This window comes from Achromobacter sp. LC458 (assembly GCF_001005835.2).
In the GTDB taxonomy this organism is placed as follows: Bacteria; Pseudomonadota; Gammaproteobacteria; order Burkholderiales; family Burkholderiaceae_B; genus Achromobacter; species Achromobacter spanius_B.
Genome location: NZ_LBHW02000027.1, coordinates 13327 through 38018 on the forward strand (window position 1 = coordinate 13327; position 24692 = coordinate 38018).

Consider the following 24692-nt stretch of genomic DNA (forward strand, 5'->3'; position numbering starts at 1 on the left):
GTCAGCGCCGCTCGAACGTCGGCGCGCGCTTTTCTTCGAATGCCCGCCGGCCTTCCTTGGCGTCGGCGGTGGCAAAGCAGATCGCTTGCAGATCGCGCTCGTATTCCACGGCCTTCTCAAGCGGCATCGACAGGGCGGCACGCAGATTGACGCGTGCCGTCTCGGCCGCGATCGGCGCGCGCGAGGCAATGGTGGCGGCAAGCGCTTGCGCGCGCTCGCGCAACTGCTCTTGCGGCACCACCTCGCTTACCAGGCCCCAGGCCAGCGCCTGTTCGGCGCGGATGGGGTCGCCTGTCAGCACCATCAGCGCCGCGTTGCTCGGGCCTACCGCATGGACAAGCTGGGCCGTCATGCCGCCGCCGCCGATCCAGCCCAGCTTGATCTCGGGCGCGCCCAGGCGCGCGTTGTCGGAGGCGATGCGGATATCGCAGGCCAACGCCATCTCCAGGCCGCCGCCGAAGGTATAGCCATTGATCGCCGCCACCGTGGGCTTTTTCAACATGCGCACGCAGTCGCAGTAGTCGAGCCGATTGCGAAAATCCCACGGGGTGGCGTAGCGGTCAAGCTCGGTAATGTCCGAGCCGGCGCAGAAGGCCTTGGGGCCCGCGCCGGTCAGGATCACCGCGCGCACCTGCGAGTCGGTGTTGCATTGCTGCACCGCCGCGATCAGCAGGTCGGCCATCTCGGGCGTCATCGCGTTCAGCTTCTCGGGGCGATTGAGTTCGATGATGGCGACATGGCCATCGATACTGAGGTTAACGAGTGCGCTCACGTCGACATCCTTAGGTTGCGGTGTGCTTGGGGGCGCGGGCCAGGCTGGCCTGGAAACGCTGAGTCAGGCCGCGCGCCAATAAGTGGGAAGGTGCGCGGGCGGCGACGCCGTCACGCAGGAATTGCGAGGCCTCGGCCTGGAAGGCGATGTAGCCATCGTGCCGGGGGCGGATCGAGGCAGCCTCAAGCGTGCGGGCCGTGTTGACATAGAAGTTGCCGCTGGCCGCATTGACGTTCGCATCCGCCCAACTGCCGCGATGGCTGGGCTGCCCTTCGTGCTGCGGGATGAAGCGGCTTTGGGTATCGGCCGCGAGCAACCACAACAGATGCGCGCGCAATTCCGGCCCCACGATGCAGCGCCGTGATATCGCAATGCCGGTGCCGCCGAGGATCGAGCCGGGCCTGCCCGCGTCAGCCTCGGGCGCGTCGCGGAACGTCAGCGGTTTCGCGACCGCCAAGGTGGCGTAGTTCACATAGCCATAGACCAGCGGACAGAGCGCGATGTCATCGCGCGAGCTCATGTGGCCAAGCAGCGCAATCGGGTTGTACGCCAGGGCGTGCGCGGGCGTGAGCCGCGCCAATTCGCTGAGCACGTCGCAAGCCTCGGCAAGCGTCGCCTCGTCGTGCCACGCGCCGTGCGGGCGCAGGTCGGTATCGGGCGCGATGGCGGCCGCAATTGAAAGTAGCGACAACAACGGGTGCGGACCGCCCCAACTGAGCGCGACCGCGCCGCTGCGTTGCGACAGCGTCAGCACCTCGCGCCAGGTGCGCGGCACGGGGCCGTCGAGCCGATCGGCGCGCGTGGCCATGACCTGCGTGGCGGCGTCCAGCGGTAGCGCCCATTGGCGATCGTCCATGCGATAGCTGTCGTACGACAGCCCGATGCTGTCCCGCGCAATCCGCGCCAGCTCGTCGGGCGCGAACACGGTGTCTAGCGCTTGCAGGCAATCGTGCGCCAGGGCCTCGCCCAGATGGGGATGATCCAGCACCACGAGGTCATAGCGGGCGCAGAGTTCGGCGATGGGCGCCGATTCGAAGCCTTCAAGCGACTGCTTGTCCCAGTGCACAAGCGGCGTGTGGGCGGTGGCAACGTGCAGCGCATTAAAGCCGCGCGGGTGGTCCCAGGTCAGGCCGCGGTAGGGCAGGGCGCGCTCGCTCATTCAGAGGCTCCACGCAGCACCGCGCCCGAGGCGGCATGCGCGGCGATCTCGTCGGCGCTGAAGCCGAAATCGCGCAGGACTTCGTCGGTGTGCTGGCCGGTCAGCGGTGCCCCGCGCACCACCTGGCTTGGCGTCTTGGAAAAGCGGATCGGAAAGCCCGGTGTCTTGATCTTGCCTTCAGTCGGATGCTCATATTCGACGAAGGTGCCGTTGTGCGCGATCTGCGGATCGTCGACCAGATCGGCGTATCCATAGACGGGGCTGCACCAGATGCCGGCGGCATCAAGCTTGGCGAACCAGTCGGCCGTCGAGGCCTTGGCAAGCGTGTCGCGCACCAGCGCATAGATCTCGTCGCGCTTTTCCCAGCCGTCGCGCTCGTCGGTGTACTGCCCCAGGCGCGGCTCTTCGGTCACGCGCGCCAGCACGTTCATGTCGGGCATGGCCAGCGCCAGATAGCCGTCGCTGGTCGCGAAGGTGCCATAGGGCGCGCGGATGTACACGTGGGCATGCGGCTCGGCACTGCGCACCTGCGGCTTGTGCCCCACGGTGTAGACCGAGAGCTCCTGCATCTGGATCGTGGTGATCGCATCCAGCATGTTGACTTCGACCTTCTGGCCTTCGCCGGTACGCTCGCGGTGCAGCAGCGCGGCTAGCACGCCTTCGAAGGCGCAGTACGCGGTGACGGCGTCGACCACATACTGGCCTGCCGCGCGTGGCGCTTCGCCCGCACGGCCCGACGACAGCATGGCGCCCGACATCGCCTGCAACAGCAGGTCCTGACCGGGGCGCGTGGCATAGGGGCCGTCTTCGCCGAAGCCCGACATCGATACATAGATCAGGCGCGGGTTCAGCGCCGACAGCGTCTCGTAGTCCACACCCAGACGGCCGGCGACACCCGGACGGTAGTTCTGGATAAACACATCGGCCTGCGCCGCGAGTTTCTGGATGATCTCCTTGCCGCCGGCACTCTTCAGATCGATCGCCAGCGAGCGCTTGTTGCGGTTCAGCGAAAGAAAGGACACGTTGATCTTGTTGCCCGTGATGCCGCCGGCCGGCGCGTGCCGCTGCCATTCGCCGGTGGGCGGCTCGATCTTGATCACGTCGGCGCCCAGGTCGCCCAGGCGCTGCGCCGCGAACGGCCCCGCCATGGCGATGGAGCAGTCCAGAACCTTGTAGCCAGAAAGAATACTCATGCTTCTACCCTCTGCGTGCGCCGATGCGCTTCAATGCATGACCCAGCCGCCGTCAACCGCCAGCGTCTGTCCGGAAATGAAACCCGCCTCGTCCGAGGCAAGGAAAACGATGGCCGCGGCGATGTCGCCCGCGTGCCCACGGCGCTTTACCGACTGGCGTTCCAGCACCATGCGGTTGTAGCCCTCGGGATCGGGATGAATCTTCTCGGCGTCGGTGGGAAACGCGCCCGGCGAAATGGCGTTGACCGTGATGCCCCACTTGCCGAACTCGCGGGCGAAGGCGCGCGTGGCTCCCACCATCGCGCCCTTGGATTGCACGTAGGGCAGCAGGTTTTCCCAGCCGCCGGACAGCGTGATCGACGAGATGTTGATCACGCGGCCCCATTGCTGTTCGCGCATGCCGGGCAGCGCCGCGCGGACGATCTGAATCGCCGCCTCCACGTTCACGCGGTGCACGCGCGCCAGCTCTGCGTCGCTGTATTCCTCGAATGGGCGCGAGGGGTAGATGGCCGCGTTGTTGATGACCACATCAATCGGGCCCTGGGCGGTCAGCTGCTCAAGCTGCGATTGCAGCGCGCGGGCGTCGGCCAGATCGGCCTGCACGATGTGAAGCTGGTCGGAAAACCGCGCGGGCACGGTGCTGCGCAGGCGATCGATATGCCCGGCGTGGTTGTCGAGTGCGATCACGCGGGCGCCGGCGTCCAGCAGCGCAATCGTGGTGTCCACACCGAAGCCGCCCGCCGCGCCCGTGACCAAAACGCGGCGGCCTTGCAATGAGAAGCGCGCGCTCATGTGCGCCCCGCGATGGGCGCAAAGCGCCCCGACAACGGCGGATAATCCGCTTCGGGCTGCACCGCGATCGCGCGGATGCGGGCTTCGCATGCCGCGATATCGGCGGGCGAGCCCAGCACGCTGAACGTGGTGTCGTAGCGGCGCTCTTCCCCATGCTCAAGCCAGATGAGCTCGTTGCGCTCACGCGCCGCGCCCTGGCCCAGCACATGGTTCGTCGAGGGCTCGATGCCCATCGCATACTGGCCCGATTGCAGGTTCTGCCATTGATACTGGCAAGGGAATTGATGCTTGAAGGTGTTGACCTGCATGCCTAGGCCCAGCTTGTCGTTGACCAGGGCCACCGGGACGCTGCCGTCGTCGGCGGCCGCCATCTCGTGCTGCCACACCTGCTCATGAAAGCCCAACTGCGGCGCCGGCATGCGGCGGTAGCCCACGCCCTGCTTGCGGTAGGTTTGCTCGTGCGCGGCCCACACCACATCGCGGATCGGCGCCAGATAGCGCGAGTCGGCGTCCAGCACCGGATAGCCCAGGTTGATGTGATAGCAGAGCATGTGCGGCGTGCGGTAGAAGCCGCGATTCACCACGCGATCCGACAGTTTGATGTCGTTGGTGCCTACCTCGATCTCGATGCGGCGGTGCAGCTCCAGGTGCTCGCCGAACACGGTGCCCTGGCTGACGATTCCCTCTGCCCACAGCACGCAGCGATCGCCGTCCCAGCGTTCGCCGTAGCCGGTCAGGCGCGCCGGAATGGTGCCCACGCGGCCGTGGATGGACTGCTTGGCGGTCTTGCGCGGGCCGTACACGTAGTTGTCGGCCGGCGCGTCGTACATGAACAGAATGTGGTCCAGCCCGCAGGTGATCATGAGGCCCGAGAACGAGCGCATCCAGCCCAGTCCGCCTTCGCCTTCGTAGTCATGCAGGCCGGGATGGCGATAGCCCGACGGCGACTGCCATCCCATGGCAAAGCCGCGGTAGTCGCAATCGGCGATGTCCATCGCGCGATCCACCAGCACCGTGAAACGCAGGCCCGTACCGCTGCGGAACTCCAGCATGCGGATACCGCGCTCCAGACCGTCGTCCAGCGTCATCAGGCGTACGCCGGCAAACTGCGCAAGCTGCCCGGTGCGCGCCTCCACGTCGCGGCGCGTCATCCAGGTTCCGTAAATGTCAGGCATGAGTTCTCCCTGGCAAAGGCGCGGGTGCGCGCTTGCCGGTGTCGGTGTTCAGAATCGTGTTCGCAGTCGTGTTCGCGGGCGCGCCGGGGGCCTTATGGAAAGGTGCCTCGCGGCGCGCCTGTGTTGCGGCAGGCGGCCTACAGGCCGTTCGCGCGCAGCCGCTCGTCCAGGAAGGTCTTGGCGCGCGGCACGTCGTCTTCGGTCAGGTGTTCGATGATGATGGGAATGTTGGGGTGCTTCTTGGCCAGGCGTTGCAGGTAAAGGTCGTAGTTGAGCGCGCCCAGGCCCGGCGCCGGCAGCTCGATCTCGCCCACGCCACGGAAGGTGTGGCTCTCGGCCGCGCCCTCGTCACCAATGTCGCTGTGCTTTTCCGACTTGTCATCGCCCGAACGCTTCACGTCCTTGGCATGCGCGATGCAGATCTTGTCGGAAAGCGCGTCGAACACCTGATTCAGCGTGCGGTCCATCTGGTCGATGTTGTGCGCTTCGAAGTAGTTCGTCGGGTCCATCAAGAGGCCCAGGCCGGGGTGATCCACCTCGGCGAACATGCGCAGCGTTTCCTCGACGGATCCCACCACGTTGTTCACGTAGGTTTCAAGCAGGAACACCGCGCCATGGTCATAGGCATGTTGGGATAGCTCGGCGATCACCGTGCGGCACTGGTCCCAGCCTTCCTCGGTCTTGTTCTTGGGGTGATGCACCCAGTCGCTGTCGGTGGCAAACGTGCCGGTTTCCGAGATCACGTAAGGCGAACCGAGCTGGCGCGCGTGCGTGAGGATCTCTTTGAGATAGCCGTTGCGGCGTTGGCGCTCGGCGGGATCCGGATGAACGATATTGGTATAGGCCGAGATGCAGGACACCGGCAGGTTGTAGTGGCGGAAGGTGTCGCGGATCTGCGTGCATTTCTGCGCGGTCAACTGCCCCGGGCCGAGTTCCATGTCCTTGAAATGCAGGTCCAGCTGCACGGTGTTGAAGCCGTGCGAGCGGATCACCTTGGCGGTGCGCTCCAGCTCATAGGGAAAGTAGCCCGAGAAGATTCCGGTCTGGATCATGATGCTTGTCTCCGTCTGTTTTTTGTCTGGTTATTCAACAGCCGGCAGCCGTACTGTGCGGCCTTCGGCGATGGACGTATACGCGGCCTCGACCAGCGCCATGGTGCGTACGTTGTCGGTCACGCTCAACGCAGGCTCGGTGCCGCTGGCCAGCGCGTACTGCAACTGCTCCATCACGCCAATGAAGGCATGCGGAAACCACATCGTGTCCCACGTGGGGGTTACCCAGCGCCCGTCGGTATGGCCCTGGGCCGCGCGCGAGGCGTAGCTCAGGGTCGACGGCTCGCCGGTGGGCCAGCCGATGGTGCCGCGCGCGACGCCCTCGGTGCCTTCCACGCGCCAGCGAATGTGTTGGTCGTCCGGGTATCCCTCGGCGCGCGGGCCCGACCACACATCTTCAAGCGACAGCGCCAGCAGGCCGTTGCCAAAGCGCAGCGTGGTGCTTACCAGCCCATCCTGATGCGCGAACTGGGTGCGCGGATCGGGGCGGGTGATGCTGGTGATCTCGGTGGGCTCGCCAAACAGATAACGCAAGGCATCAAGGTGATGCACGCTCATGTTCGAGAGCGTCAGCCGGTCATAGCCGCGCAAAAAGTCCTGCCAGTGCGGGATCGCGTGCATGTCGATCTGCGCGAACACCGGCGTGCCCAGCACGCCCTGGTCCAGCAGCTGCTTGAGCGTGCGCATCGATTGGTCGTAGCGCATGTTCTGGTTGACCGACAGGATCTTGCCGGCGGCCCGCGCCTCGTCGCGCAAGGCGCGGGCTTCATCCAGCGAGAGGGCAAGCGGCTTCTGCGCCAGCACGCCGCGCACGTGCGGGGCGCGCAAGGCGGCGCGGATCAGCTCGGGCTGCATATCGGGCGGATACGCGATGTCCACGATTTCGATCCGCGGATCGGCGATCAGGGCCAGGGGGTTCTCATGCACTAGCGGGATGCCGTAGCGTTCGGCGACCTTGGCCGCTTTGCTGCGAGTACGTGACGCAATTGCCGCCACCGTGAAGCCGGCCTGCTGATAGGCCGCCAGATGGCATTCGGCCATGATCATGCCGGCGCCGATGCAGCCGATGCGAAAGCGCCGTTCCCGAATGGGCGGGTCGGGCACCAGGGTAGGGTGCGACATGTGCTCCTCCTGCCGGCTTGGTATGCACTGTCGACTGCCTGGCATCCTGCCGTGCGGTGTTTGATGTTATTGAGCCGCGATAATCACATCAAAACAATCAGGGGTAAAGGTGGCTGGCGCCCATAGGGCAGCAACGTTACCTTTTTGATCCAGAATGATTGCAAATGATGGGTTATGATCGCCTCGCTGCCATCGTCCTGATGGTGTCTTGAGAGCCCGGTCCCGCATGCGCCCCACCATTTCCCTCATTGCCCGTGAAGCCGGCATGTCCACCGCCACCGTGGACCGCGTGCTGAACGACCGCGACGGCGTGCGCGGCAAGACACGCGACCGCGTGCTGGCAATCGCCAATCGCCTCGGCTACTTCGTCCAGGGCGCCGATGCCGCAAGCCAGGACGTGCGGGTCGATTTCGTGTTGCCCGCCGGCACCAACAGCTTCATGACCGCGTTGGGTCAGCACCTGCTTGAAGAAGCCGCCACCCGCCCCGATGTGCGCGCACGCCTGCATCTGATCGAGGGATTCGACGCCAATAAGCTCGCGCAAAAGCTCTACGAGCTGCGCGGCCAGACCCAGGCCGTTGGCCTGGTCGGGCTGGACCATCCACAGGTGCGCGACGCCATCATGGCGCTGCGCGACAGCGGCGTGCATGTGAGCACCCTGGTGTCGGACATTCCGATCTCGGCGCGCCTGGGTTACGTGGGCATCGACAACCGCGCCGCGGGCCGCCTGGCCGCGCTGTTGCTCGGCCGGTTTCTGCCACAGCACACCGAGCGCAAGGTCGCGGTGTTCGTGGGGTCACTGGCGTATCGCGGCCATGAAGAGCGCGAGATGGGCTTTCGCTCGCTGCTGAGCGAAGAGTTTCCGCACCTGCGCATTGCGCACATTCTTGAGATCGGCGACGACCGCGACCGCGCCTTTGCCGTCACGCAGGAACTGCTGCGCAACGAGCCGCCGCACGCGATTTACAACATCGGCGCCGGCAATCAAGGCATCGCGCGGGCGCTGAAAGAGGCGCGGCCGGCTGAGGCGCGGCCGGCAGAGGCGCGGCCGGCCGAGGCGCGGCTTACCGAGGCATGGCCCAACGAGGCTCGCTCAAACCAGGCAGCCTCGGCGCATCGCATCGTCTTCGTGGGTCACGACCTCACCGAAGCCACGCGCCGACTGTTGCTCGATCGCACCATGGACGCCGTGATCGACCAGAACCCGCGCGTCGAGGCACGCGAAATCGTCAAGCTGCTGGTGGCGGCCGTGAAGGGCGCGCCCGAACCCAGCTACCTGCCGCGGCTTCAGGTCATCTTCCGGGAAAATATTCCGGAGCCGTGATAGTCGGTCAGCGGTGGCCATGCTGCGGCGCATTGATCCTGCGGTTCATCGCCACAACTTCTTCGTGTGTCGGGCTCGGCCCCAGCTTGGCAAAAGCCTCCGCCATCTGGCCGCGTTTTCGCTCGGCATCGCCCTTTACCGCCGATGCCAGGGCTGCGCGCGTTTCGTCGGCGTCCCAGTCGCAGCAATAGGCGGGCGTGCAGGGCTGCTGTCGCCAGGACTCGCTCAAAGAGCCGGCGTCGACTGGATCAAAACCGACTTGGTCAACCAGGTTCATCGCGACCTGCTTACATCCCTCGTCGTCACCCGCAACCGCGATGGCCAAGCGGCCTTGGGCGCCCGTAGGCGTTCCCAGATACGCCAGGGTGTAAGCCAACGCATTGTTGAATGCCTTGGTCACCGGGCGGCCAATCTGCTGAGACACCCATACGCTCTCAGGCATTCCGTCGTCGATTTCTGCGATGCGCGCGTCTCGCATGCCGGGGTAGTAGTTGCTGGTATCGATGATAGGCACAACGGTCGCGACCGAATTGAACAAGCCGGCCGGAAGCTGCTGCATCGCCGGCAGGGGAATGGCGAGGATGATGGCGTCCACATTGTTCACTGCGTCCCAGACGTCTGCTGCCGTCGCGCCCATCTGCTTTGCAAGCGTGGATATGCCTTCTCTGCCCTTGGAATTGGCTACGCGCACTTGATGCCCGGCCGCCGTCAGTTTGCGAGCGAGGGTGCCGCCGATGTTTCCTGTCCCGATGATCCCGATATTCATGTGAACTCCTGCGTATGAAGGGCCCACTGTAGAATTTCGCTTTCGAAATTGGAAGTACCCACTAAAACCTCAGTAACCCACCAAGGAGGCCTTATGACCGGGGATCGGGAATGGAACTGTGAAGACCCCAATCGTCGACGCGAGTGGGCGGCGGCGACTACTGAAACCTTGCGAGTCCTTGAGGGGAAGTGGAAGATCATCATTCTGTGCCAGCTGTTTGCCGCTAAAAAAGCGATCCGTTTTTCAGAGCTGGAACGGCTTATCGATGGCGTGAACCAGAAGATGTTGATTCAGCAACTGAAGCAGCTTGAAGCGGACGGAATCGTGCATAGAACGGTTTTTCCTCAGGTCCCTCCGAAAGTGGAATATCAGCTGACAGAGGCGGGATACGCGCTCGGGCCCTCGATGCAGGCGCTTATCGAATGGGCAGAAAGGCGCCATGAGTTTGTCGCGTCACATGTTCCTGGGCAATGACGTCACCGCTCGCTTGCACAAGGCTCGGGCGTGGGCCAGGGTGGGCCTCGATAATCCTCAGCGCTTCTGCATACCGGTCCTTGGCTGGATGCAGGCCAACCCATCCATTCATCCCCACATAGACGCCCACGGCAATGATCAGCAAGCTGGAGAGATACGGCGCTTGCTGGGCAACCGCGTTAAGCCAAGGCACACGTTTGTTGACGTGGCGGACGCTTAGCGCCGCCACGGCGCCGACCGTCACCAGCGTGATGGCCAGCCCGATCGAGAAGCACAGCACCAGCACGGCGCCCAGCGTGAACTCCTTGAGTTGAAGGCACAACAACAGCACGGTGATCGCCGCGGGGCAGGGGATCAGGCCACCGGTCAGGCCGAACAAGGCGATCTGCCAGTTGGTCACGTTGCGGTTCGTGAAACGCCGCCGGATGTCATTGGCGTGCGCAAGCTGGTGAGCATCCTGGTATCCCTCGGCCCCTACGTCCAGTCCTCGCGGCGCTTCTTGGCGGTGGTGCTGCTGATGCTCATGGTGATGGTGGTGTCCATGTCCATGTTCATGTCCATGTCCATGTTCATGGTCATGTCCATGGTCATGGTGATGATGGCCATGGCCCGCACCATGCTGCTCGCGCCAGGTCCGCCAGAACATCCACGCCGCGATCAGCACGATGATCACCCCGGACGCCAGCTGGAAATACGGCTCCAACTCCTCCGCCGCGACGCCACGCCACAGATACATGCCGCCCAGGCCGATCCCCCACACGATCGCCGTGTGCGAAATAGTCGCGGTGATGCCGAGCAACACCGCCTGCGCCACCGAACCCCGGATCGCGACGATGAACGCCGCCATCATCGTCTTGGAATGGCCGGGCTCCAGCCCGTGCAGGGCGCCCAGCAGGATGGCGCTGGGAATGAACAGCCAGGCGTGCGATGCACCCTGGGCGATCAGATCGGAAAACGACAGCATGGATCCGTCCTTAGAGGTACTTGGTGATTTCTTTGAATTCGTCGATCGCGCGCTGCCGGTCCGCGTCCAGCTCGCCCACCGCGGCCTGCAGGCAGTGGTCGATGTGGTCCTGAATCAGGACTTTCTTGGCCTGGGAAATGGCACGCTCAACCGCGTGTAGCTGCTGGGCAAGCTCAAGGCAGGGACGGTGTTCTTCCATCATTGCCAGAATGCTGCGCAAATGGCCTTCCGCCCGCTTGAGACGTTTGGCGACGGCGTCGTGATGATGGTGGGGATCAGGTTTTTCCATGCGGAAATCATATCCCCCCCGGGAGGATATCCAGGCTGAAAACCATGCCGCCAATCAGGGCAAGCGAAAAAAGCGTTGTAGCGATCTCTACATGATTGCAGAGATCGCAACCTCTTCTTATTCTGCTTCCCATGGACACCTCGCTCGCATCCTCGTGGCTTCTGCTTATCGTCAGCCTGCCCACCGGCGGTGCCACCGCGCGCATGCGCATCTGGCGCAAGCTGAAGGCCCTGGGCTGCACCGCCTTGCGCGACGGCGCCTATCTGCTGCCGGCTCATGCCGAGCAATCCGCACAATTGGCCGATCTGGCCACCGAAACAACTGAAGAAGGCGGCCAGGCCTGGTTGCTGCGGGTCCAGCCCCGCGACAACGACGAGTCCGCCTCGTTCCAGCAGCTGTTCGACCGCTCGGCCGACTACGAAGCCTGGCTGGCGGAACTGGCCCAGGCGCGCCAGACGCTGGCCGGTTTGAATGGGCCGGAACTGAACCGACTGTTGCGCCGTCACGAACGCAGCTACCTGGCGTTGCAGCGGATCGATTTCTTCCCGGGCGAAGCCTCGCTGCGCGCTCAAGCCCAGCAGCGCGATTTCGCCAATGCCATCGAATCCCTTCTGTCGCCCGGCGAACCTCATGTCGCCCAGGAGGGAAGCATCGCGCGCCGCGATCCCATGCATTACCGGGGCCGGCTCTGGGCGACCCGGCGCCATGTCTGGGTAGACCGGGTCGCTAGTGCCTGGCTGATCCAGCGCTTCATCGACCCGTCCGCGCGCTTCCTTTGGATCGAGAACCCGGTCGACTGCCCGCCTGATGCCCTGGGATTTGACTTCGACGGTGCCACTTTCACACACGTGGGCAACAGGGTGTCGTTCGAGGTGCTGCTTGCCAGCTTCGGACTGGAAGACAACCGGGGCCTTGCACGCCTGGGCGCCTTGGTGCATGGGCTTGACGTCGGCGGCGCCGCCGCGCCGGAAGCCGCCGGTTTCGAGGCCATGCTGGCCGGCGCGCGCAAGCGCCTGCCCGACGACGATGCCCTGTTAGCCGAGGTCGGCGCCGTGCTGGATTCTCTGTACGCCCATTTCTCCGGTGGGCGTCAGACATGACCCTTCCTTGCCAAGAGCGCGACCGTGAATCCCGCTGAAGAATCCGCCCGCGACCACGCCGCGACGTTTGTCTCGCCGCCTGGCTATACCCTTTGGCAATTAGCCTGGTATTTCGTCCGGCTGGGGGCCGTCGGTTTCGGCGGGCCTGTTGCCTTGGCCGGCTACATGCACCGCGATCTAGTCGAGGGCAGGGGCTGGATCACGGACGGCGACTACAAGGAAGGTTTAGCGCTGGCCCAGCTGGCGCCAGGCCCTCTGGCCGCGCAGCTTGCTATCTACCTCGGCTACGTGCACTACCGCATTCTTGGCGCCACGCTGGTGGGCATCGCCTTCGTCCTGCCATCGTTCTTCATGGTTGTTGCGCTGGGCTGGGCATACGTGCGTTTCGGCGGCCTGGCCTGGATGCAAGCGGTGTTCTACGGCGTGAGCGCCGCCGTGATCGGCATCATTGCCATCAGCGGCTACAAGCTCACTACCAAGAGCGTGGGCCGCGACAAGCTGTTGTGGGCCATCTATCTGGTGCTGGCTGTCGTAACCGTTATCACCGAGTCTGAAATAGCCTGGCTGTTTCTGGCGGCCGGCCTGCTCGTCTGGTTCTGGCGCGCGCCGCCCCGGTGGCTGAAGTCCGGCCATCTGCCGGCAGCGGCCGCGATGTTTGCGCCAGCGGGCACGGCGCTAACTACGCTGGATTGGCCGCTGCTCTGGCAGATCGGACTGTTCTTCGCCAAGGCGGGCGCTTTCGTTTTTGGTTCCGGCCTGGCCATCGTGCCGTTTCTCTATGGCGGCGTGGTCACCGACTTTCACTGGCTCAATGACAAGCAGTTCGTGGATGCCGTAGCGGTGGCCATGATCACACCGGGACCCGTCGTTATCACGGTGGGTTTCATCGGCTACCTGGTGGCCGGTTTTCCCGGCGCCTGTGTGGCGGCGCTGGCCACCTTTCTGCCTTGTTATCTGTTCACCATCGTCCCAGCACCCTATTTTAAAAAGTACGGAAAACTGCCCGGTGTCCTCGCATTCGTTGACGGCGTGACGGCCGCGGCAATCGGCGCTATCGCGGGCGCAGTCATCGTTATCGCCCGACGCACAATCGTCGATATGCCGACACTGATGTTGGCGATGGCCGCGGTGCTGCTGTTGTTACGGTTTAAAAAACTGCCCGAACCGATGATCGTGACGGGCGCGGCGCTGATCGGCCTGGCGATTTACCCGCTGATGCATTAAGCCCGCTCAAGGAGTCCATCATGCAAAGCATATCCATTCCCGAACTTGCGGTTTGGCGCAGCGCCGGGTTTCCCCATACGTTGATAGACGTGCGACGCAAGCTCAGGCGCATGGAGGATGGGGTGTCAATCCCTGAAGGCCAATGGCTTGACCCCGCTTTGTGGCTGGACTGGAAAGACACGATAGCAAGCACGCAGGCCGTGGTCGTCTATTGCGCCGAAGGCCACGAACTTAGCCAAGGGCTGGCGGCCACCCTTCAGGCGATGGGCATCGACGCCAGATATTTAATTGGCGGGATACAGGCTTGGCGTGCTGCCGGGCAGTGCGTGGAATCAATCGAATTTCGCGACCGGCACGCCGGTAGTGCGTAACTATTTCGCGTCGATGTCGATCAATTCCGAATCAAGAACGCAGAACCGCGTCGGCGCAACGGCGAGCAAGCAGGGGCGCAAGGATTACGCCGGGATGTGCAACCAATGCAAATAGGCCCTCGATTCTTCCCACCTGGCCGCAAAGCGGTTTGCTGTCGGTCGTCATAGGACGCATCGCAGCGGTTATGGAAAGCAGGGAAGGCGCCGCCGCGGTCCCAAACAGTCGGGAAATCGCGTTTCCGGTTTGCGCGGCTAGTGCGGGAAGGCCCGTTTCACCGCATTCTGGATAGTCAGCGGCAGAAACTAGGCCGCCTCCCAAGGATGGGCGCAGCTCCATTTCTTCCGCGCAAACCAGGTGACGAAGGCCGGCAACTTCAGTACCGAATCGAAGCAACACTGCCGGCGACTCATAGATCGGAAGGTCCACGCCGACCGTCAGAGCAAGGGCGCGCGAGCCATAGCCATTGGCAAGCACGACAATGTCGGCCGGAAATTCCTTTCCGTCCACGACGATTCCCGTGATCCGATTTCCCGCGGCATTGACGGCTTGAACCGTTCCCCGGCGGACGCAAGCCCCGGCGGCCTGCGCTCCTGCCCGCAGCTGGCGTGCCAATGCGCCCGCTTCCAGTGCGAAGTCGCTTGGTGCCCAGGCGGCGAGCGATGGCGGATTCGAAATCGTCGGTTCCTTCTCGGCAATTTGGGACCGAGTGAGCCGCTCGATTCGGGTGCCGGCGGCCCGATGCTCTGCAATCATGGCTGCCGTTTCGTCCTCCGTGGACCGCCAGAGAAGCGCGCCGCGCGCTGCGATCGGCAGCGGGCTGAGCTCGCGCTCGATATACGCGAACTCCTCCAGCGCCTTCAATCTTTCAGCGAACGCTGCTTGGTTGTCAGAAGGCGTGCTGGCGCTGGCACCGACCCAGCCGAAAGAACAGGCGGTTGCACTGATGAGGCAATCGGGCGCACGTTCGATCAACGTGACGGATGCGCCCGCTTTGGACAGATGCCAAGCTGCCGACGCGCCCATGATGCCGCCGCCCACCACGATGACCTTGCCTTTACGTACCGCGACTGGGTTGTGCTTGAGAAAAACGGGCATGTGTTTGGTTGGACATTGTTGTGTTGGCGGTGGGCAACTGGACTTTCCATTCGATCGGTCGGACGCATCATAACGTCGACAAGTGTCGAGTCGCCAAGATGATCCGAACCGAGACGAAGGCAGCTACACAAGCTACACAAGCTGCCTTGGGCAACGAGGGATGCTCTTTATGGCGGCAGGGTCACAGATGAATGGCGGGTGTTGCGGCTGCTCTGATCGAAGGCGCGGGTACTTTTACCCGCATCCAGATGAACAAGCCGGCAAGCAGCATGACACAGCCTCCCGCAACAAAGACGCCCTCAATGCCTGTCAGGCTGAACATGGCACCGCCGGCCGCGGCGCCCATGGCGATGGAGGACTGCACCGACGCCACCACCATTCCGCCGGCACTTTCAGCCTGATCCGGCACGGCGCGCGCGACCCAGTTTGACCATGCAACCGGCACGCCACCGAACGCGAGGCCCCATGCCGCAACCAACGTTGCCTGACCCGGTAGGGACGCGGGGAAAAGCGCCATCGCCAAGGCACTGCCACCGACCAGGGCCGGCATGAGGGCCAAGGTCACAGATAGGCTGCGCTGCATCAACCAGCCTGCGAGCATGGTGCCTGCGAAATTCGCCACGCCGAAGCCAAGCAGCATCAGCGCCAGCCCGTTCGTTCCCACGCCGGCAGTGCTTTCCAGAAACGGCCGAATATAGGTGAAGAGAGCGAAATGGCCCGTATGCGCCAGAATGCAGCCAAACATGCCAAGCGCGATGCCGGGCCGCAAGAGAACGTCCAAGATCGTTCGGAGCCGCGCGGGCCGGCGCGGCGCCATCCTCGGTAACGTGAACCATTGGAATGCCAGGGTCAATACACCCACTGCCGCGGCGGCGACAAAGGCGCTGCGCCATCCAAACTGGCCACCAAGATAGCTACCCAACGGCACGGCGACCACTGTGCCCACGGCAATGCCGCTGAAGATGATCGATAACGCGCGTGGCAAGAGCGCCGTCGGCACCAGTCGCATGGCGACAGCTGCCGCCATGCTCCAGAACCCGCCCAGGGCGATTCCAAGTAGAACGCGCATCAAAAGCAGCACCCACATCTGCGACGACGCTGCAACCAGCAGGTTGGACACAATCATTAAAGCGGAAAAGCCCAGCAGCACCGTACGGCGATCCAGGCCGCGGGTAAGACCGGGCACCAGCAAGCCTGCAAATAACGCCACCACCGCAGTCACCGTCACAGCCTGTCCCGCCATGGCTTCTGATACGTGCAGAGCTTCTGCCATGGGCGTCAGTAGGCTTGCCGGCAGATACTCCGCGGTCAACAGGCCGAATACACCCATCGCCAGCGAGAACACTGCGGTCCATGCCGCTGACACCGGCTCAATGTCCACCGGGCTGGCTGAACCTTCGGGGTTTGAAACATCAACAACACTACGCATTGCACGCATCCTAAAAAATCAGTGAGTGCAGTCTAGGACGTGTGCTTGGGATGATCTATGATGCGGCGTACTAAGTTTTTGATAGAAAATCCGATGTTGACCTCGCAGGATTACGCGCTTCCTCCGCACTTGATTAGTGAGCTGCTTGCCGGAATGCGTCTGCGCGGGGTGCAGTACCGGCGGGTGCAGACCGGGCCTAGTTTTGGACTGAGCATTGACGCGAAGGCCGGCCACGGTTTCTTCTACTACTTGGCGGTGGGCTCGGCCGTGCTACGTACCGCTGAGGGCGGCTTGCACGAATTGAGTGCCGGCAATGCGGTGTTTCTGCCCCATGGGCAAGCTCATCAATGGCTTTCCGCCGACGACGCGGACTTGCAGGATATCGATACGCTTGAAGCCGCCTTGATCGGCAATTCCGTCACCGACGTGGATGCGTGTCCAAGCACCAGCAGCGTACCCAGCGCAATTTTCTTTTACGGTTGCATGGAATTCGACCTTGGCGGCATGCGGGCCTTGGGGCAGCTGATGCCGGATGTCATGTGCGTGAACGCCGACAGCGACCGCTTTCCTGGCATGGTTCCGATTCTGTCCGCGATGAAAGGCGAGATCTGTTCCAGACGCGTGGGGTTCGCGGACATTCTGGCGCGACTGGCCGAAGTGGTCGCCGCGATGATTGTCCGGGGATGGATCGAGTGCGGTTGCGACAATGCCTCCGGCCTGGCCGCAGCGCTGCGGGATCCACGGCTTGCGCGCGCCATCCTCGCCTTGCACCGCCAACCCGCCCGAGATTGGAAATTGGCTGAGTTGGCGGGCGAGTGCAATATTTCTCGCTCTGTTTTTGCCGAGCGATTTCATGCAACGGTGGGAACGCCACCGCTGCGCTACGCCATCGAGTTGAAGATGCGTCTTGCCAGGCAATGGCTGACGCACGACAGGCTGCCGATCGACACGGTAGCCGAGCGCTTGGGCTATACGTCGCAAGCAGCATTCAGCCGTGCGTTCAAGCGTGTTACCGGTCTGCCCCCAGGCGCCAGCCGAGACGCGCGCTGAACTTCCATCAACGTCCACATCGAGGCGGTCGCGCGGCGTTGTGCTTGGCGCGGCCCGGCAGCCTGTCCACCTTGCCGGCACGACGCCAGCGTCTTTTCACAGAATCTTGCAGTACCGATCCAGGTGCGCTTGCAGCACGGCGGCGCTATCCCGGGCAAAGACGCCCGCCAGATACCCGTCGGGCCTGATCAGCGCGGCGGCCCCCTTGGCCAACCCGTAGAAGCTGGCGAACTGGTCCAGAGGGTCTTCGATCTCCAGGCCGGCGCCAATGCAGTGGATGCGCAAGCCTGCGCGCGGCGCAAAGGTTGATGCGCCGTTGACCAGCAAGGTCCAGTGCGTGCCCTTAAGCAGGTTGAACAACCGCGTTGGGCTGCCGCCCGCGCCGCGCACAACGGCATCGGGCGCGCGACTGCCCGGCTCAAGTCGGCTGTCAGCTTGCAACGGAAGCGATAGCGGCGACGTCGGGTACCCGATGTCCAGTTGCTGGACTTCACGGGTCCGCCTGTTGTCCCCGGTCTTGAAACCCGCAAGCAGTCGGGTGGACAGGCCGAGCACGTTCGCGGCCACGGGCCGGCGTTCGGCTTCGTAGGTCTCCAGCAGCGCCTCGGGCGCGCCAGCGAGTACGGCGGCCAGTTTCCAGCCCAGGTTGTAGGCGTCTTGCACGCTGGTGTTCAAGCCTTGCCCGCCGGTGGGCGGATGGACATGCGCCGCATCGCCGACGAGGAACACGGGGCCATCCCGGTAATGATCTGCCAGCCTGGCATTCATGTTGTAGGTCGAAGACCAGGCAACGCAGTGGACCGTGATGTCCGTGCGCGCGGTGTGCAGGGCAACGCGTTTTGTCAGCGCGGCAGCGGACAGGTCGACGTCGCCCTCAAGAGGGACCGGCGCCTGGATCTGGAACAGGTCGGTGCCTGCAAGCGGGCAGATGGCCAGGGGACCCGCGCCATGACCGTTGAACTGGTGCCACCTATCACGCGACAAGCCTTCCAGCACGACATCGGCCACGATGGCGCGCACCCCTAACGTCTTGCCCGGAAAGCCGATGCCCAGCGTGCGGCGCACCAGACTGCGCCCGCCGTCGGCGCCCACCAGATAGCGAGCGTGGACCCTCTGCTTCCCGTCCGGGGTGGCCAGCACGGCTTCAATCCCGTCGGCGTTGATCTCCATCCCGATCAGCTCGACACCAAACTCCGGCGCACGGCCCAGTTCCAACAGCCGCTCTCGCATGATCGCTTCGGTCTTGAACTGCGGAACCATCAACGGAAGCGGATAGGGCTCGGCGGGCGTAGGTTCGGCAACCGTCGTGACTTCCTGATCCTCATGACTGCCGTCGGCCGAGTATTTGCGAATCGTGGGGTAGATGCCACCGGCGGCCATGGCCCGGTCAAGGATCCCCAGGTCTTCAAATACTTCTTGGGTGCGCGGTTGAATCCCTTTGCCGCGCGAGCCCGCAAAGGGGGAAGGGAGTTTTTCGATAAGGGCAAAGCGCACGCCGCGCCGCGCCAGTTCTATTGCCAGGGTCAGGCCGGCAGCGCCGGCACCGCAGATCAGGACGTCAACGGGGTTACGCATGTCGCTCTCCAAGTATGTGTAATATGCACACATTAAAAGGGGAGTCTATGGTCACCAAAAAGAAAGTGCAAGATACACATATCTCCGCGCAGCTGAAGGATCTTCATCGGTCCTTGATCACGATCGTGAGCGTGATGAACCGCCCCAGGAACGACGAACGCCTGATCGCGGAAGCCGGCGTGCAGCTGGACCAGGCGCTGTTTCGCCTATTGGTGGTGATTGAACGGGTGGGGCCGATCGGCGTGGTCGATCTGGCGGATCGCCTTGGCAGGGACTACACCACCATTAGCCGCCAGGTCGCCAAGCTGGAACGCATGGGGATGGTGATGCGGCACGAGAATCCGGACGACCGCCGAATGCGCGAAACGGTGGTGTCATCCGAGGGCAAGGCCGTGACCGACAAGCTTGATCAGGCGCGCGAGCGCCTGGCAAAAGGCATCTTTCAGGACTGGGCCGCCGAAGACATCACGGACTTGGTACGCCTGATGCGCAAGTTCGCAGAGGCGCTGGAACGGGGTACAGAGGGTTGATTGTCAACTCGGCGTTGCCCGGATCACGTCAGATTCAACCCACCATCCGACAGCAGAATTTCCCCAGTCAGATAGTTCGACTCAACCAGCATCGACACCGCCTGCGCAATATCCTCCGGCTTCGCGGCGCGCCGCATCGGTGCGCGTTCGCGCCATAACTGCTGGGCTGCGGTCCAGTCGGCGGCCAGGGGCGTATCGACCAAGCCCGGCGCGACGGCGTTCACGCGTATATCCGGGGCGAGCGAGACCGCCAGCAAGCGCGTGACGTGGTTTAGCGCCGCTTTCGTTGCGGCGTAGGGGATAGACGCGCCTTTGGGACGAACGCCTGCATGCGAGCTGACGTTGACCACGCAGGCCGGTGTGCCGGTTGCGGCGGACGCGTGCAGTGCGGCCTCGGCCAGCGCGATGATACGGAACGGCGCGATGACATTGACCTCGTGCAACTCGCGCCAGATGTCGGGGGTGGCTGCTGCCATATCCGCATGCGGCACCACGCGGCTGATGCCCGCGTTGTTCACGACGACATCCAGGCGGCCCCAATGCGCCACGGCTTCGTGCACCAGGCGGACCCGGTCTGCGTCTTGGGCAAGGTCGGCTTGCACATAAGCCGCCAGACCCAGTTCGCGCGCCATGGAGATGCCCACGTCCACCGAGCTGCGCGAGTGCAGAACGACTGCGTAGCCGTCTTTGGACAGCCGGCGCGCAATGGCGGCGCCGATGCCTGACGTTGAGCCGGTGACAAGAGCAACACGCTGTGTTGGGGGCATAGAAAGGTCCCATGAAATGGAAGGCGGGAGTTTACCTGCCGTGGGCATGCCGCCGGCGCACCCGGTGGGGCGGCGGGGCCTTCGAACGCTGGGAAGCGCCGACCGCAACGGGATGGGTCGGGAACGCATCGCGGCTTAGCGTTGCAAACTCGCTCCATGGTCCGCGATGCTTTGCTGAATGCTGGCGACAAACCTTGCGATGACGGGATTGGTGTCGCGCTCGCGATAAACCAGCGCGATGCCGATGTTGGACGATTCGGGCAAGTCGTTCAGGGGCCGGAATTCGACGTCGGCCGGCATGAACTCCGCGTTGATCGAGGGCACCAGCGCGATGCCCAAGCCGCTGCGCACCAGTCCCACCACGGTTTGCACCTGGACGGCTTCTTGCGTCACTCGCGGCGACACGCCGGCTTCGCGCAGCAAATGCATAACGGCGGCGTTCAGGCCGCCGACGCGCGACGGCGTATAGCCGATGAAATCCTGATCGCGCAACTCTTGTAGCGACAGCGACTGCTTGCGCGCCAGCGGATGATCGGCGGGCATGGCCACGCAGAACACGTCGCGCGAAATGGGTTCGAAGACCATGTTGCTGGGATGCGTGGTCGGTTCGCGCACAAAGGCGACGTCCACGGTTTCCGCGTCGATCATCGACAGCAGGCCCAGGTTGGTCGATTCGCTGAGGTCCAGCTTGATGTGGGGATAGCGCCGGCTGAAATGCTGGATCAGGCGCGGCAGCAGGCTGAAGGTCAGGGACCCGATAAAGCCGATGCGCAAGCCGCCGCTTTCACCGTTGGCCGCCTGGCGCGCAGCGGTGATGACATCGGCCGCGCTATCCAGGCATTTGGTCGCCGCCGCCAGCGCCGCATGCCCGGCCGGTGTCAGCTTGACGCCGCGCGACCCGCGCTCGAGCAGAGCCACGCCGATTTCGTCTTCCAGCTTGCGGATGGCGACGGACAGCGGCGGCTGCGCCATGAACAGGCGTTCAGCGGCGCGGCTGAAGCTTTGCGTCTGGGCAACCGCCACGAATTGTTTGAGTTGACGCAGTTCCATCGTGATCGACCTTGTGAGGCGGGGCAGGGCGGGGGCGACGCGGACCAAGCCGCCGGCCAGGTATACACAGAATGAATAGAAGTGTACATGCAAAGTATTTGATCAAGTATGGGTGGCATCTCTAGGATGGGCACCTAAAACAGCACTTGCGCAGTCCATGACGGCGCGGTCATAACACCTGGAGACAACCCTATGAAACTCGCCCGCCGCGTGTCGGCCGCCATTGCATTTGGCTTTGCCGCGCTATCCGCCACCGCCTTGCCGCTTGCCCCCGCACATGCCGCCGCACAGGCCGCGGACTACCCCGACAAGCCCATCAAGATCATCGTTCCCTATCCGCCCGGCGGCACCAACGACATCGTCGTGCGCTTGGTCGGCAAGAAGCTGGGCGAACAACTGGGGCAACCGGTCATCGTCGAAAACAAGGCAGGCGCGTCGGGCAACATCGGCGCCGAAAGCGTGGCCAGGGCGCCGGCCGACGGCTACACGCTGCTGCTGGTTACGACCGGGCACGCCATTCATCCGTCGCTATACAAGAACCTGCGCTACGACATCACGAAAGACCTGATGGGCGTGAGCCGCTTGTCCAGCGGCCCCATGCTGGTGATGGTCAACCCCAAGCTGGGCATCAACAATATCCAGGACCTGATCGCCCGCGCGAAAGCCGAGCCAGGCGCAATGTTCTTTTCCAGCGCGGGCAATGGTTCGTCCACCCACCTGACGACCGAACTACTGGCCAGCAAGGCCGGCATCAAGCTGACCCATGTGCCGTTCAACGGCAGCGCGCCAGCCATGTCGGACGTGATGGCCGGCAATACGCAAGTCGTACTGGACTTGATGTTCTCGGCATTGCCGCAGGTGCAGTCCGGCCGCCTGAAGGCCATTGCGATCACGGGAACGGCGCGGTCGCCCCTGTTGCCCGACGTGCCCACGGTGGCGGAATCCGGCGTGGCCGGGTTCGACGCGGAGGTCTGGAATGGCCTGATGGCGCCCGCGAACACCCCGCAGCCGATCGTCGACCGCTTGAACGCGGAACTGAAGAAGGTGCTGGCCGACCCCGACATCAAGACCCGCCTGGACGCGCAGGGCTTCCCCGCCAGCTGGTCCACGCCGGCTGACTTCGACAAGCAGATCGCATCCGAGATCAAGCGCTGGGCGCCGGTTGTCCAAGCGTCGGGCGCCACCGTCCAGTAAGCCATGCCGGGCGGTCGCCATCATTGCGGCCGCCTGACCCGCCATTCAATCCGGAGTCGTTCCTTCATGTCTGACCGTCACGCCCTGGCGTCTTTGATCCATCCACGATCCATCGCCATCATTGGTGCTTCCGACGACGCGCTGCGTATCGGCGGCCGCCCCATTGCCTACATGCGCCAGCAGGGCTACCAGGGCCGGCTGATGCCCGTGAACCCCAAGCGTTCCACGATTCAAGGCGTCCCCGCCTATGCCAGCGTGGCCGACCTGCCGGAAACGCCCGACCTGGCCATCGTGGCCGTGGCCGCCAAGCTGGCGCCCGATGTGGTCGAGGAACTGGGCAAGCGCGGCACGCGTGTCGCCATCGTGTTTTCGGCCGGTTTTGCCGAGGCCGACGCGCAGGGCGCGGCGCTGCAAGACCGCATGATCGCCGCCGCGCGCCGCTACGGGCTGCGCTTGCTTGGGCCCAACTCTTTGGGGGTGTTGAATCCTCGCATCGGGTTCTACGGCAGCTTTACGTCGGTGGTGGAAAGCGGTTTTCCCAAAGCAGGCCGCGTCGGAATCGCCAGCCAGTCCGGGGCCTATGGCAGCCACATCCTGGGCCTTGCGCGCGACTACGGCATCGGCGTGTCCGCTTGCGTCATGAGCGGCAATGAAAGCGACATCAGCCTGGGCGACATGGTGCAGGCATTTGTCGATGATCCCGACACCGACGTCATCGCCGTGTACTCCGAGGGCATCCGCGACGGGCAGCGCTTGCTGGCCGCATTGGAAGCCGCGCGGCTGGCCCGCAAGCCCGTGGTCATGATGAAGGTGGGCACCAGTGAAGTGGGCAGCGCGGCCGCCCAATCGCATACCGCGTCCATCGCCGGCAACGACGCCGTGACGGACGCCGTGTTGGCTGAACACGGCGTGGTGCGCGCCCGGTCCACCGAACACATGCTGGACGTGGCGCGGCTGGCTACGCGCCGCATTTACCCCGTGCATAATTCCCTGGGCGTCATCACGGTAAGTGGCGGGGCCGGCGTGATCGTGTCGGACGCGGCCGAGCTGTGTGGTTTGCCCATGCCACAAATGCCTGCCGCCGCGCAACGGCATTTGAAGGAATTGATTCCGTTCTGCGCGCCGCGCAATCCTGTGGATTGCACTGCACAGTTCATGAATGACCTGTCCATTGCGGGCCGCTTCGCGGATGCCGTGGTCCAAGAGGGCGGCTATCAATCCATTCTTGGATTCTTCACCTACACCGTTGGGGCGGCATCGATTGCCGACGGCCTGCGCGCGCAGCTGAACGCAGTGCGTGAGCGGCATCCGGACCGCTTGTTCGTGCTGTGCATTCTGGCCTCGCGCGAACGGGTGCAACAGTACGAAGACGACGGGTTCTCGGTCTACGAAGACCCCGCCCGCGCCGTGGCTGCCATTGAAGCCATGGGACGATTCGGCGCCGCGTTTGCGCGGCCGGCTGGGCAGAAGACGCCATCCGCGCCCGTGTCGATCCCGCTGCCCGACGCCACGCCCAGCGAAGCCACGGCCAAGCAAATCCTGGCGCAGGCCGGCATCGCCGTGGCCGAAGAGCGCGTGTGCGCCGATGCCCGAGCGGCGGTCGCGGCGGCGGAACAAATCGGCTACCCCGTCGTCATGAAGATCCTGTCGCCAGACATTCTGCACAAGTCGGAAATCGGCGGCGTGCTGTTGGACGTTGCAAACGCGCAAGCGGTGCAAGCGGGCCATGCCCGGTTGCTGGAGCGTGCGGCAACGGCGGCACCCGATGCACGCATTGAAGGCGTGCTGGTCGCGCGCCAATTGTCGGGTGGCGTCGAGTGCATCCTGGGCACCCAGCGCGATCCGGTTTTTGGCCCGGTGGCCATGTTCGGACTGGGCGGCATCTTCGTCGAGATCATGAAGGACGTCGTCCTGCGTCGCTGCCCGTTCGACATCGACACCGCTGAACAGATGATCCTGTCCATCAAAGGGGCGCCGCTGCTGCAAGGCGCGCGCGGCAAGCCGCCTGCTGATGTGAAGGCACTGGCCATCATGCTGTCGCGCTTGTCGCACTTCGCACACGAGGCCGGGCCGCGCCTGCAATCGATAGACCTCAATCCGGTGATCGCCTTGCCCGCGGGGCAGGGGGCCTATGCCGTGGACGCGGTAATCGAACTGGCCGCCGACGGGGATGCGCGCGCGGATGTTGCCCGTGGCCCCGGCCCGGGCACGCTCTGATCAGGTG

Annotated in this window: 23 protein-coding genes and 1 pseudogene; 9 read left to right on the top strand and 15 right to left on the bottom strand. The window is 64.0% G+C overall.

Annotated elements, in window-relative coordinates; genetic code table 11:
• Position 1 precedes the first annotated feature (1 nt).
• The 7 genes from YH64_RS20510 to YH64_RS20540 all read right to left on the bottom strand — a co-directional run bounded on the left by YH64_RS20510 (position 2) and on the right by YH64_RS20540 (position 7265).
• On the bottom strand, positions 2-772 hold the full coding sequence (locus YH64_RS20510) for an enoyl-CoA hydratase/isomerase family protein (RefSeq protein ID WP_046806376.1): 771 nt from the start codon (positions 770-772) through the stop codon (positions 2-4).
• Positions 773-782: 10 nt separating this feature from the next.
• Positions 783-1931 carry a membrane protein gene (locus YH64_RS20515; RefSeq protein WP_046806375.1) on the bottom strand — a complete coding sequence of 383 codons (1149 nt, stop codon included), beginning with the start codon at positions 1929-1931 and terminating at the stop codon, positions 783-785.
• Positions 1928-3124 carry a CaiB/BaiF CoA-transferase family protein gene (locus tag YH64_RS20520; RefSeq protein ID WP_046806374.1) on the bottom strand — a complete coding sequence of 399 codons (1197 nt, stop codon included), beginning with the start codon at positions 3122-3124 and terminating at the stop codon, positions 1928-1930. The genes YH64_RS20515 and YH64_RS20520 overlap by 4 nt, the downstream gene beginning before the upstream one ends.
• A gap of 30 nt (positions 3125-3154) precedes the next feature.
• Positions 3155-3916 (bottom strand): SDR family NAD(P)-dependent oxidoreductase, encoded by a 762-nt coding sequence (locus YH64_RS20525; RefSeq protein WP_046806373.1) that lies wholly within the window; start codon positions 3914-3916, stop codon positions 3155-3157.
• A complete protein-coding gene (locus tag YH64_RS20530; RefSeq protein ID WP_046806372.1) occupies positions 3913-5091 on the bottom strand; it encodes an aldose 1-epimerase family protein in 1179 nt (392 codons plus the stop codon). The genes YH64_RS20525 and YH64_RS20530 overlap by 4 nt, the downstream gene beginning before the upstream one ends.
• 137 nt (positions 5092-5228) lie before the next feature.
• Positions 5229-6143: a sugar phosphate isomerase/epimerase gene (locus tag YH64_RS20535; protein WP_046806371.1), complete on the bottom strand. Its 915-nt coding sequence runs from the start codon at positions 6141-6143 to the stop codon at positions 5229-5231.
• Positions 6144-6173: 30 nt separating this feature from the next.
• Positions 6174-7265 carry a Gfo/Idh/MocA family protein gene (locus YH64_RS20540; protein ID WP_046806370.1) on the bottom strand — a complete coding sequence of 364 codons (1092 nt, stop codon included), beginning with the start codon at positions 7263-7265 and terminating at the stop codon, positions 6174-6176.
• Positions 7266-7491: 226 nt separating this feature from the next.
• Here YH64_RS20540 and YH64_RS20545 point away from each other — a divergent pair, with 226 nt between their 5' ends.
• On the top strand, positions 7492-8589 hold the full coding sequence (locus tag YH64_RS20545) for a LacI family DNA-binding transcriptional regulator (RefSeq protein ID WP_046806369.1): 1098 nt from the start codon (positions 7492-7494) through the stop codon (positions 8587-8589).
• A gap of 7 nt (positions 8590-8596) precedes the next feature.
• On the opposite strand, the gene YH64_RS20550 is transcribed toward YH64_RS20545, so the two are convergent.
• Entirely contained in the window at positions 8597-9382 is a 786-nt protein-coding gene (locus YH64_RS20550) for an NADPH-dependent F420 reductase (RefSeq protein WP_255444608.1), read from the bottom strand.
• A gap of 66 nt (positions 9383-9448) precedes the next feature.
• Between YH64_RS20550 and YH64_RS20555 the strand changes: the two genes are divergently transcribed.
• Entirely contained in the window at positions 9449-9829 is a 381-nt protein-coding gene (locus YH64_RS20555; RefSeq protein WP_082134582.1) for a helix-turn-helix domain-containing protein, read from the top strand.
• A 91-nt stretch (positions 9830-9920) separates the two neighbouring features.
• Here the strand turns inward: YH64_RS20555 and YH64_RS20560 are convergent.
• Together YH64_RS20560 and YH64_RS20565 are read right to left on the bottom strand one after the other, a co-directional pair.
• Positions 9921-10793, bottom strand: a pseudogene (locus tag YH64_RS20560) (nickel/cobalt efflux transporter); the annotation flags it as partial.
• Positions 10794-10803: 10 nt separating this feature from the next.
• Positions 10804-11082: a metal-sensing transcriptional repressor gene (locus tag YH64_RS20565; protein ID WP_046806367.1), complete on the bottom strand. Its 279-nt coding sequence runs from the start codon at positions 11080-11082 to the stop codon at positions 10804-10806.
• Positions 11083-11213: 131 nt separating this feature from the next.
• On the opposite strand from YH64_RS20565, the gene YH64_RS20570 reads away from it, so the two are divergent.
• Genes YH64_RS20570 through YH64_RS20580 form a run of 3 tightly spaced genes read left to right on the top strand, consistent with a single transcriptional unit; the run spans position 11214 to position 13777 of the window.
• Entirely contained in the window at positions 11214-12182 is a 969-nt protein-coding gene (locus YH64_RS20570) for a chromate resistance protein ChrB domain-containing protein (RefSeq protein WP_046806366.1), read from the top strand.
• A gap of 24 nt (positions 12183-12206) precedes the next feature.
• Positions 12207-13406, top strand: coding sequence for a chromate transporter (locus tag YH64_RS20575; RefSeq protein WP_046806365.1), 1200 nt, complete (start codon positions 12207-12209; stop codon positions 13404-13406).
• 20 nt (positions 13407-13426) lie between these two features.
• A complete protein-coding gene (locus YH64_RS20580) occupies positions 13427-13777 on the top strand; it encodes a rhodanese-like domain-containing protein (RefSeq protein ID WP_046806364.1) in 351 nt (116 codons plus the stop codon).
• Positions 13778-13808: 31 nt separating this feature from the next.
• On the opposite strand, the gene YH64_RS20585 is transcribed toward YH64_RS20580, so the two are convergent.
• Together YH64_RS20585 and YH64_RS20590 are read right to left on the bottom strand one after the other, a co-directional pair.
• A complete protein-coding gene (locus tag YH64_RS20585; protein ID WP_046806363.1) occupies positions 13809-14873 on the bottom strand; it encodes an FAD-binding oxidoreductase in 1065 nt (354 codons plus the stop codon).
• Positions 14874-15054: 181 nt separating this feature from the next.
• Entirely contained in the window at positions 15055-16302 is a 1248-nt protein-coding gene (locus tag YH64_RS20590; protein ID WP_046806362.1) for an MFS transporter, read from the bottom strand.
• A gap of 93 nt (positions 16303-16395) precedes the next feature.
• Between YH64_RS20590 and YH64_RS20595 the strand changes: the two genes are divergently transcribed.
• Positions 16396-17352 (top strand): AraC family transcriptional regulator, encoded by a 957-nt coding sequence (locus tag YH64_RS20595; RefSeq protein ID WP_046806361.1) that lies wholly within the window; start codon positions 16396-16398, stop codon positions 17350-17352.
• A gap of 96 nt (positions 17353-17448) precedes the next feature.
• On the opposite strand, the gene YH64_RS20600 is transcribed toward YH64_RS20595, so the two are convergent.
• Positions 17449-18927, bottom strand: a complete 1479-nt coding sequence (locus YH64_RS20600) for an FAD-dependent oxidoreductase (protein ID WP_046806360.1) — start codon at positions 18925-18927, stop codon at positions 17449-17451.
• A gap of 47 nt (positions 18928-18974) precedes the next feature.
• On the opposite strand from YH64_RS20600, the gene YH64_RS20605 reads away from it, so the two are divergent.
• Complete coding sequence (locus YH64_RS20605) at positions 18975-19457, top strand: MarR family winged helix-turn-helix transcriptional regulator (RefSeq protein ID WP_046806359.1); 483 nt, start codon at positions 18975-18977, stop codon at positions 19455-19457.
• 23 nt (positions 19458-19480) lie between these two features.
• Here YH64_RS20605 and YH64_RS20610 read toward each other — a convergent pair whose 3' ends face one another.
• Positions 19481-20224 (bottom strand): SDR family NAD(P)-dependent oxidoreductase, encoded by a 744-nt coding sequence (locus YH64_RS20610; protein ID WP_046806358.1) that lies wholly within the window; start codon positions 20222-20224, stop codon positions 19481-19483.
• 135 nt (positions 20225-20359) lie between these two features.
• On the bottom strand, positions 20360-21274 hold the full coding sequence (locus tag YH64_RS20615) for a LysR family transcriptional regulator (RefSeq protein WP_046806400.1): 915 nt from the start codon (positions 21272-21274) through the stop codon (positions 20360-20362).
• 192 nt (positions 21275-21466) lie between these two features.
• On the opposite strand from YH64_RS20615, the gene YH64_RS20620 reads away from it, so the two are divergent.
• Positions 21467-22468, top strand: coding sequence for a tripartite tricarboxylate transporter substrate binding protein (locus YH64_RS20620; protein ID WP_052946081.1), 1002 nt, complete (start codon positions 21467-21469; stop codon positions 22466-22468).
• A gap of 66 nt (positions 22469-22534) precedes the next feature.
• The gene (locus YH64_RS20625) at positions 22535-24685 is read left to right on the top strand and encodes an acetate--CoA ligase family protein (RefSeq protein ID WP_143215465.1); all 2151 of its coding nucleotides are present in this window, start codon (positions 22535-22537) and stop codon (positions 24683-24685) included.
• Positions 24686-24692: the final 7 nt, after the last annotated feature.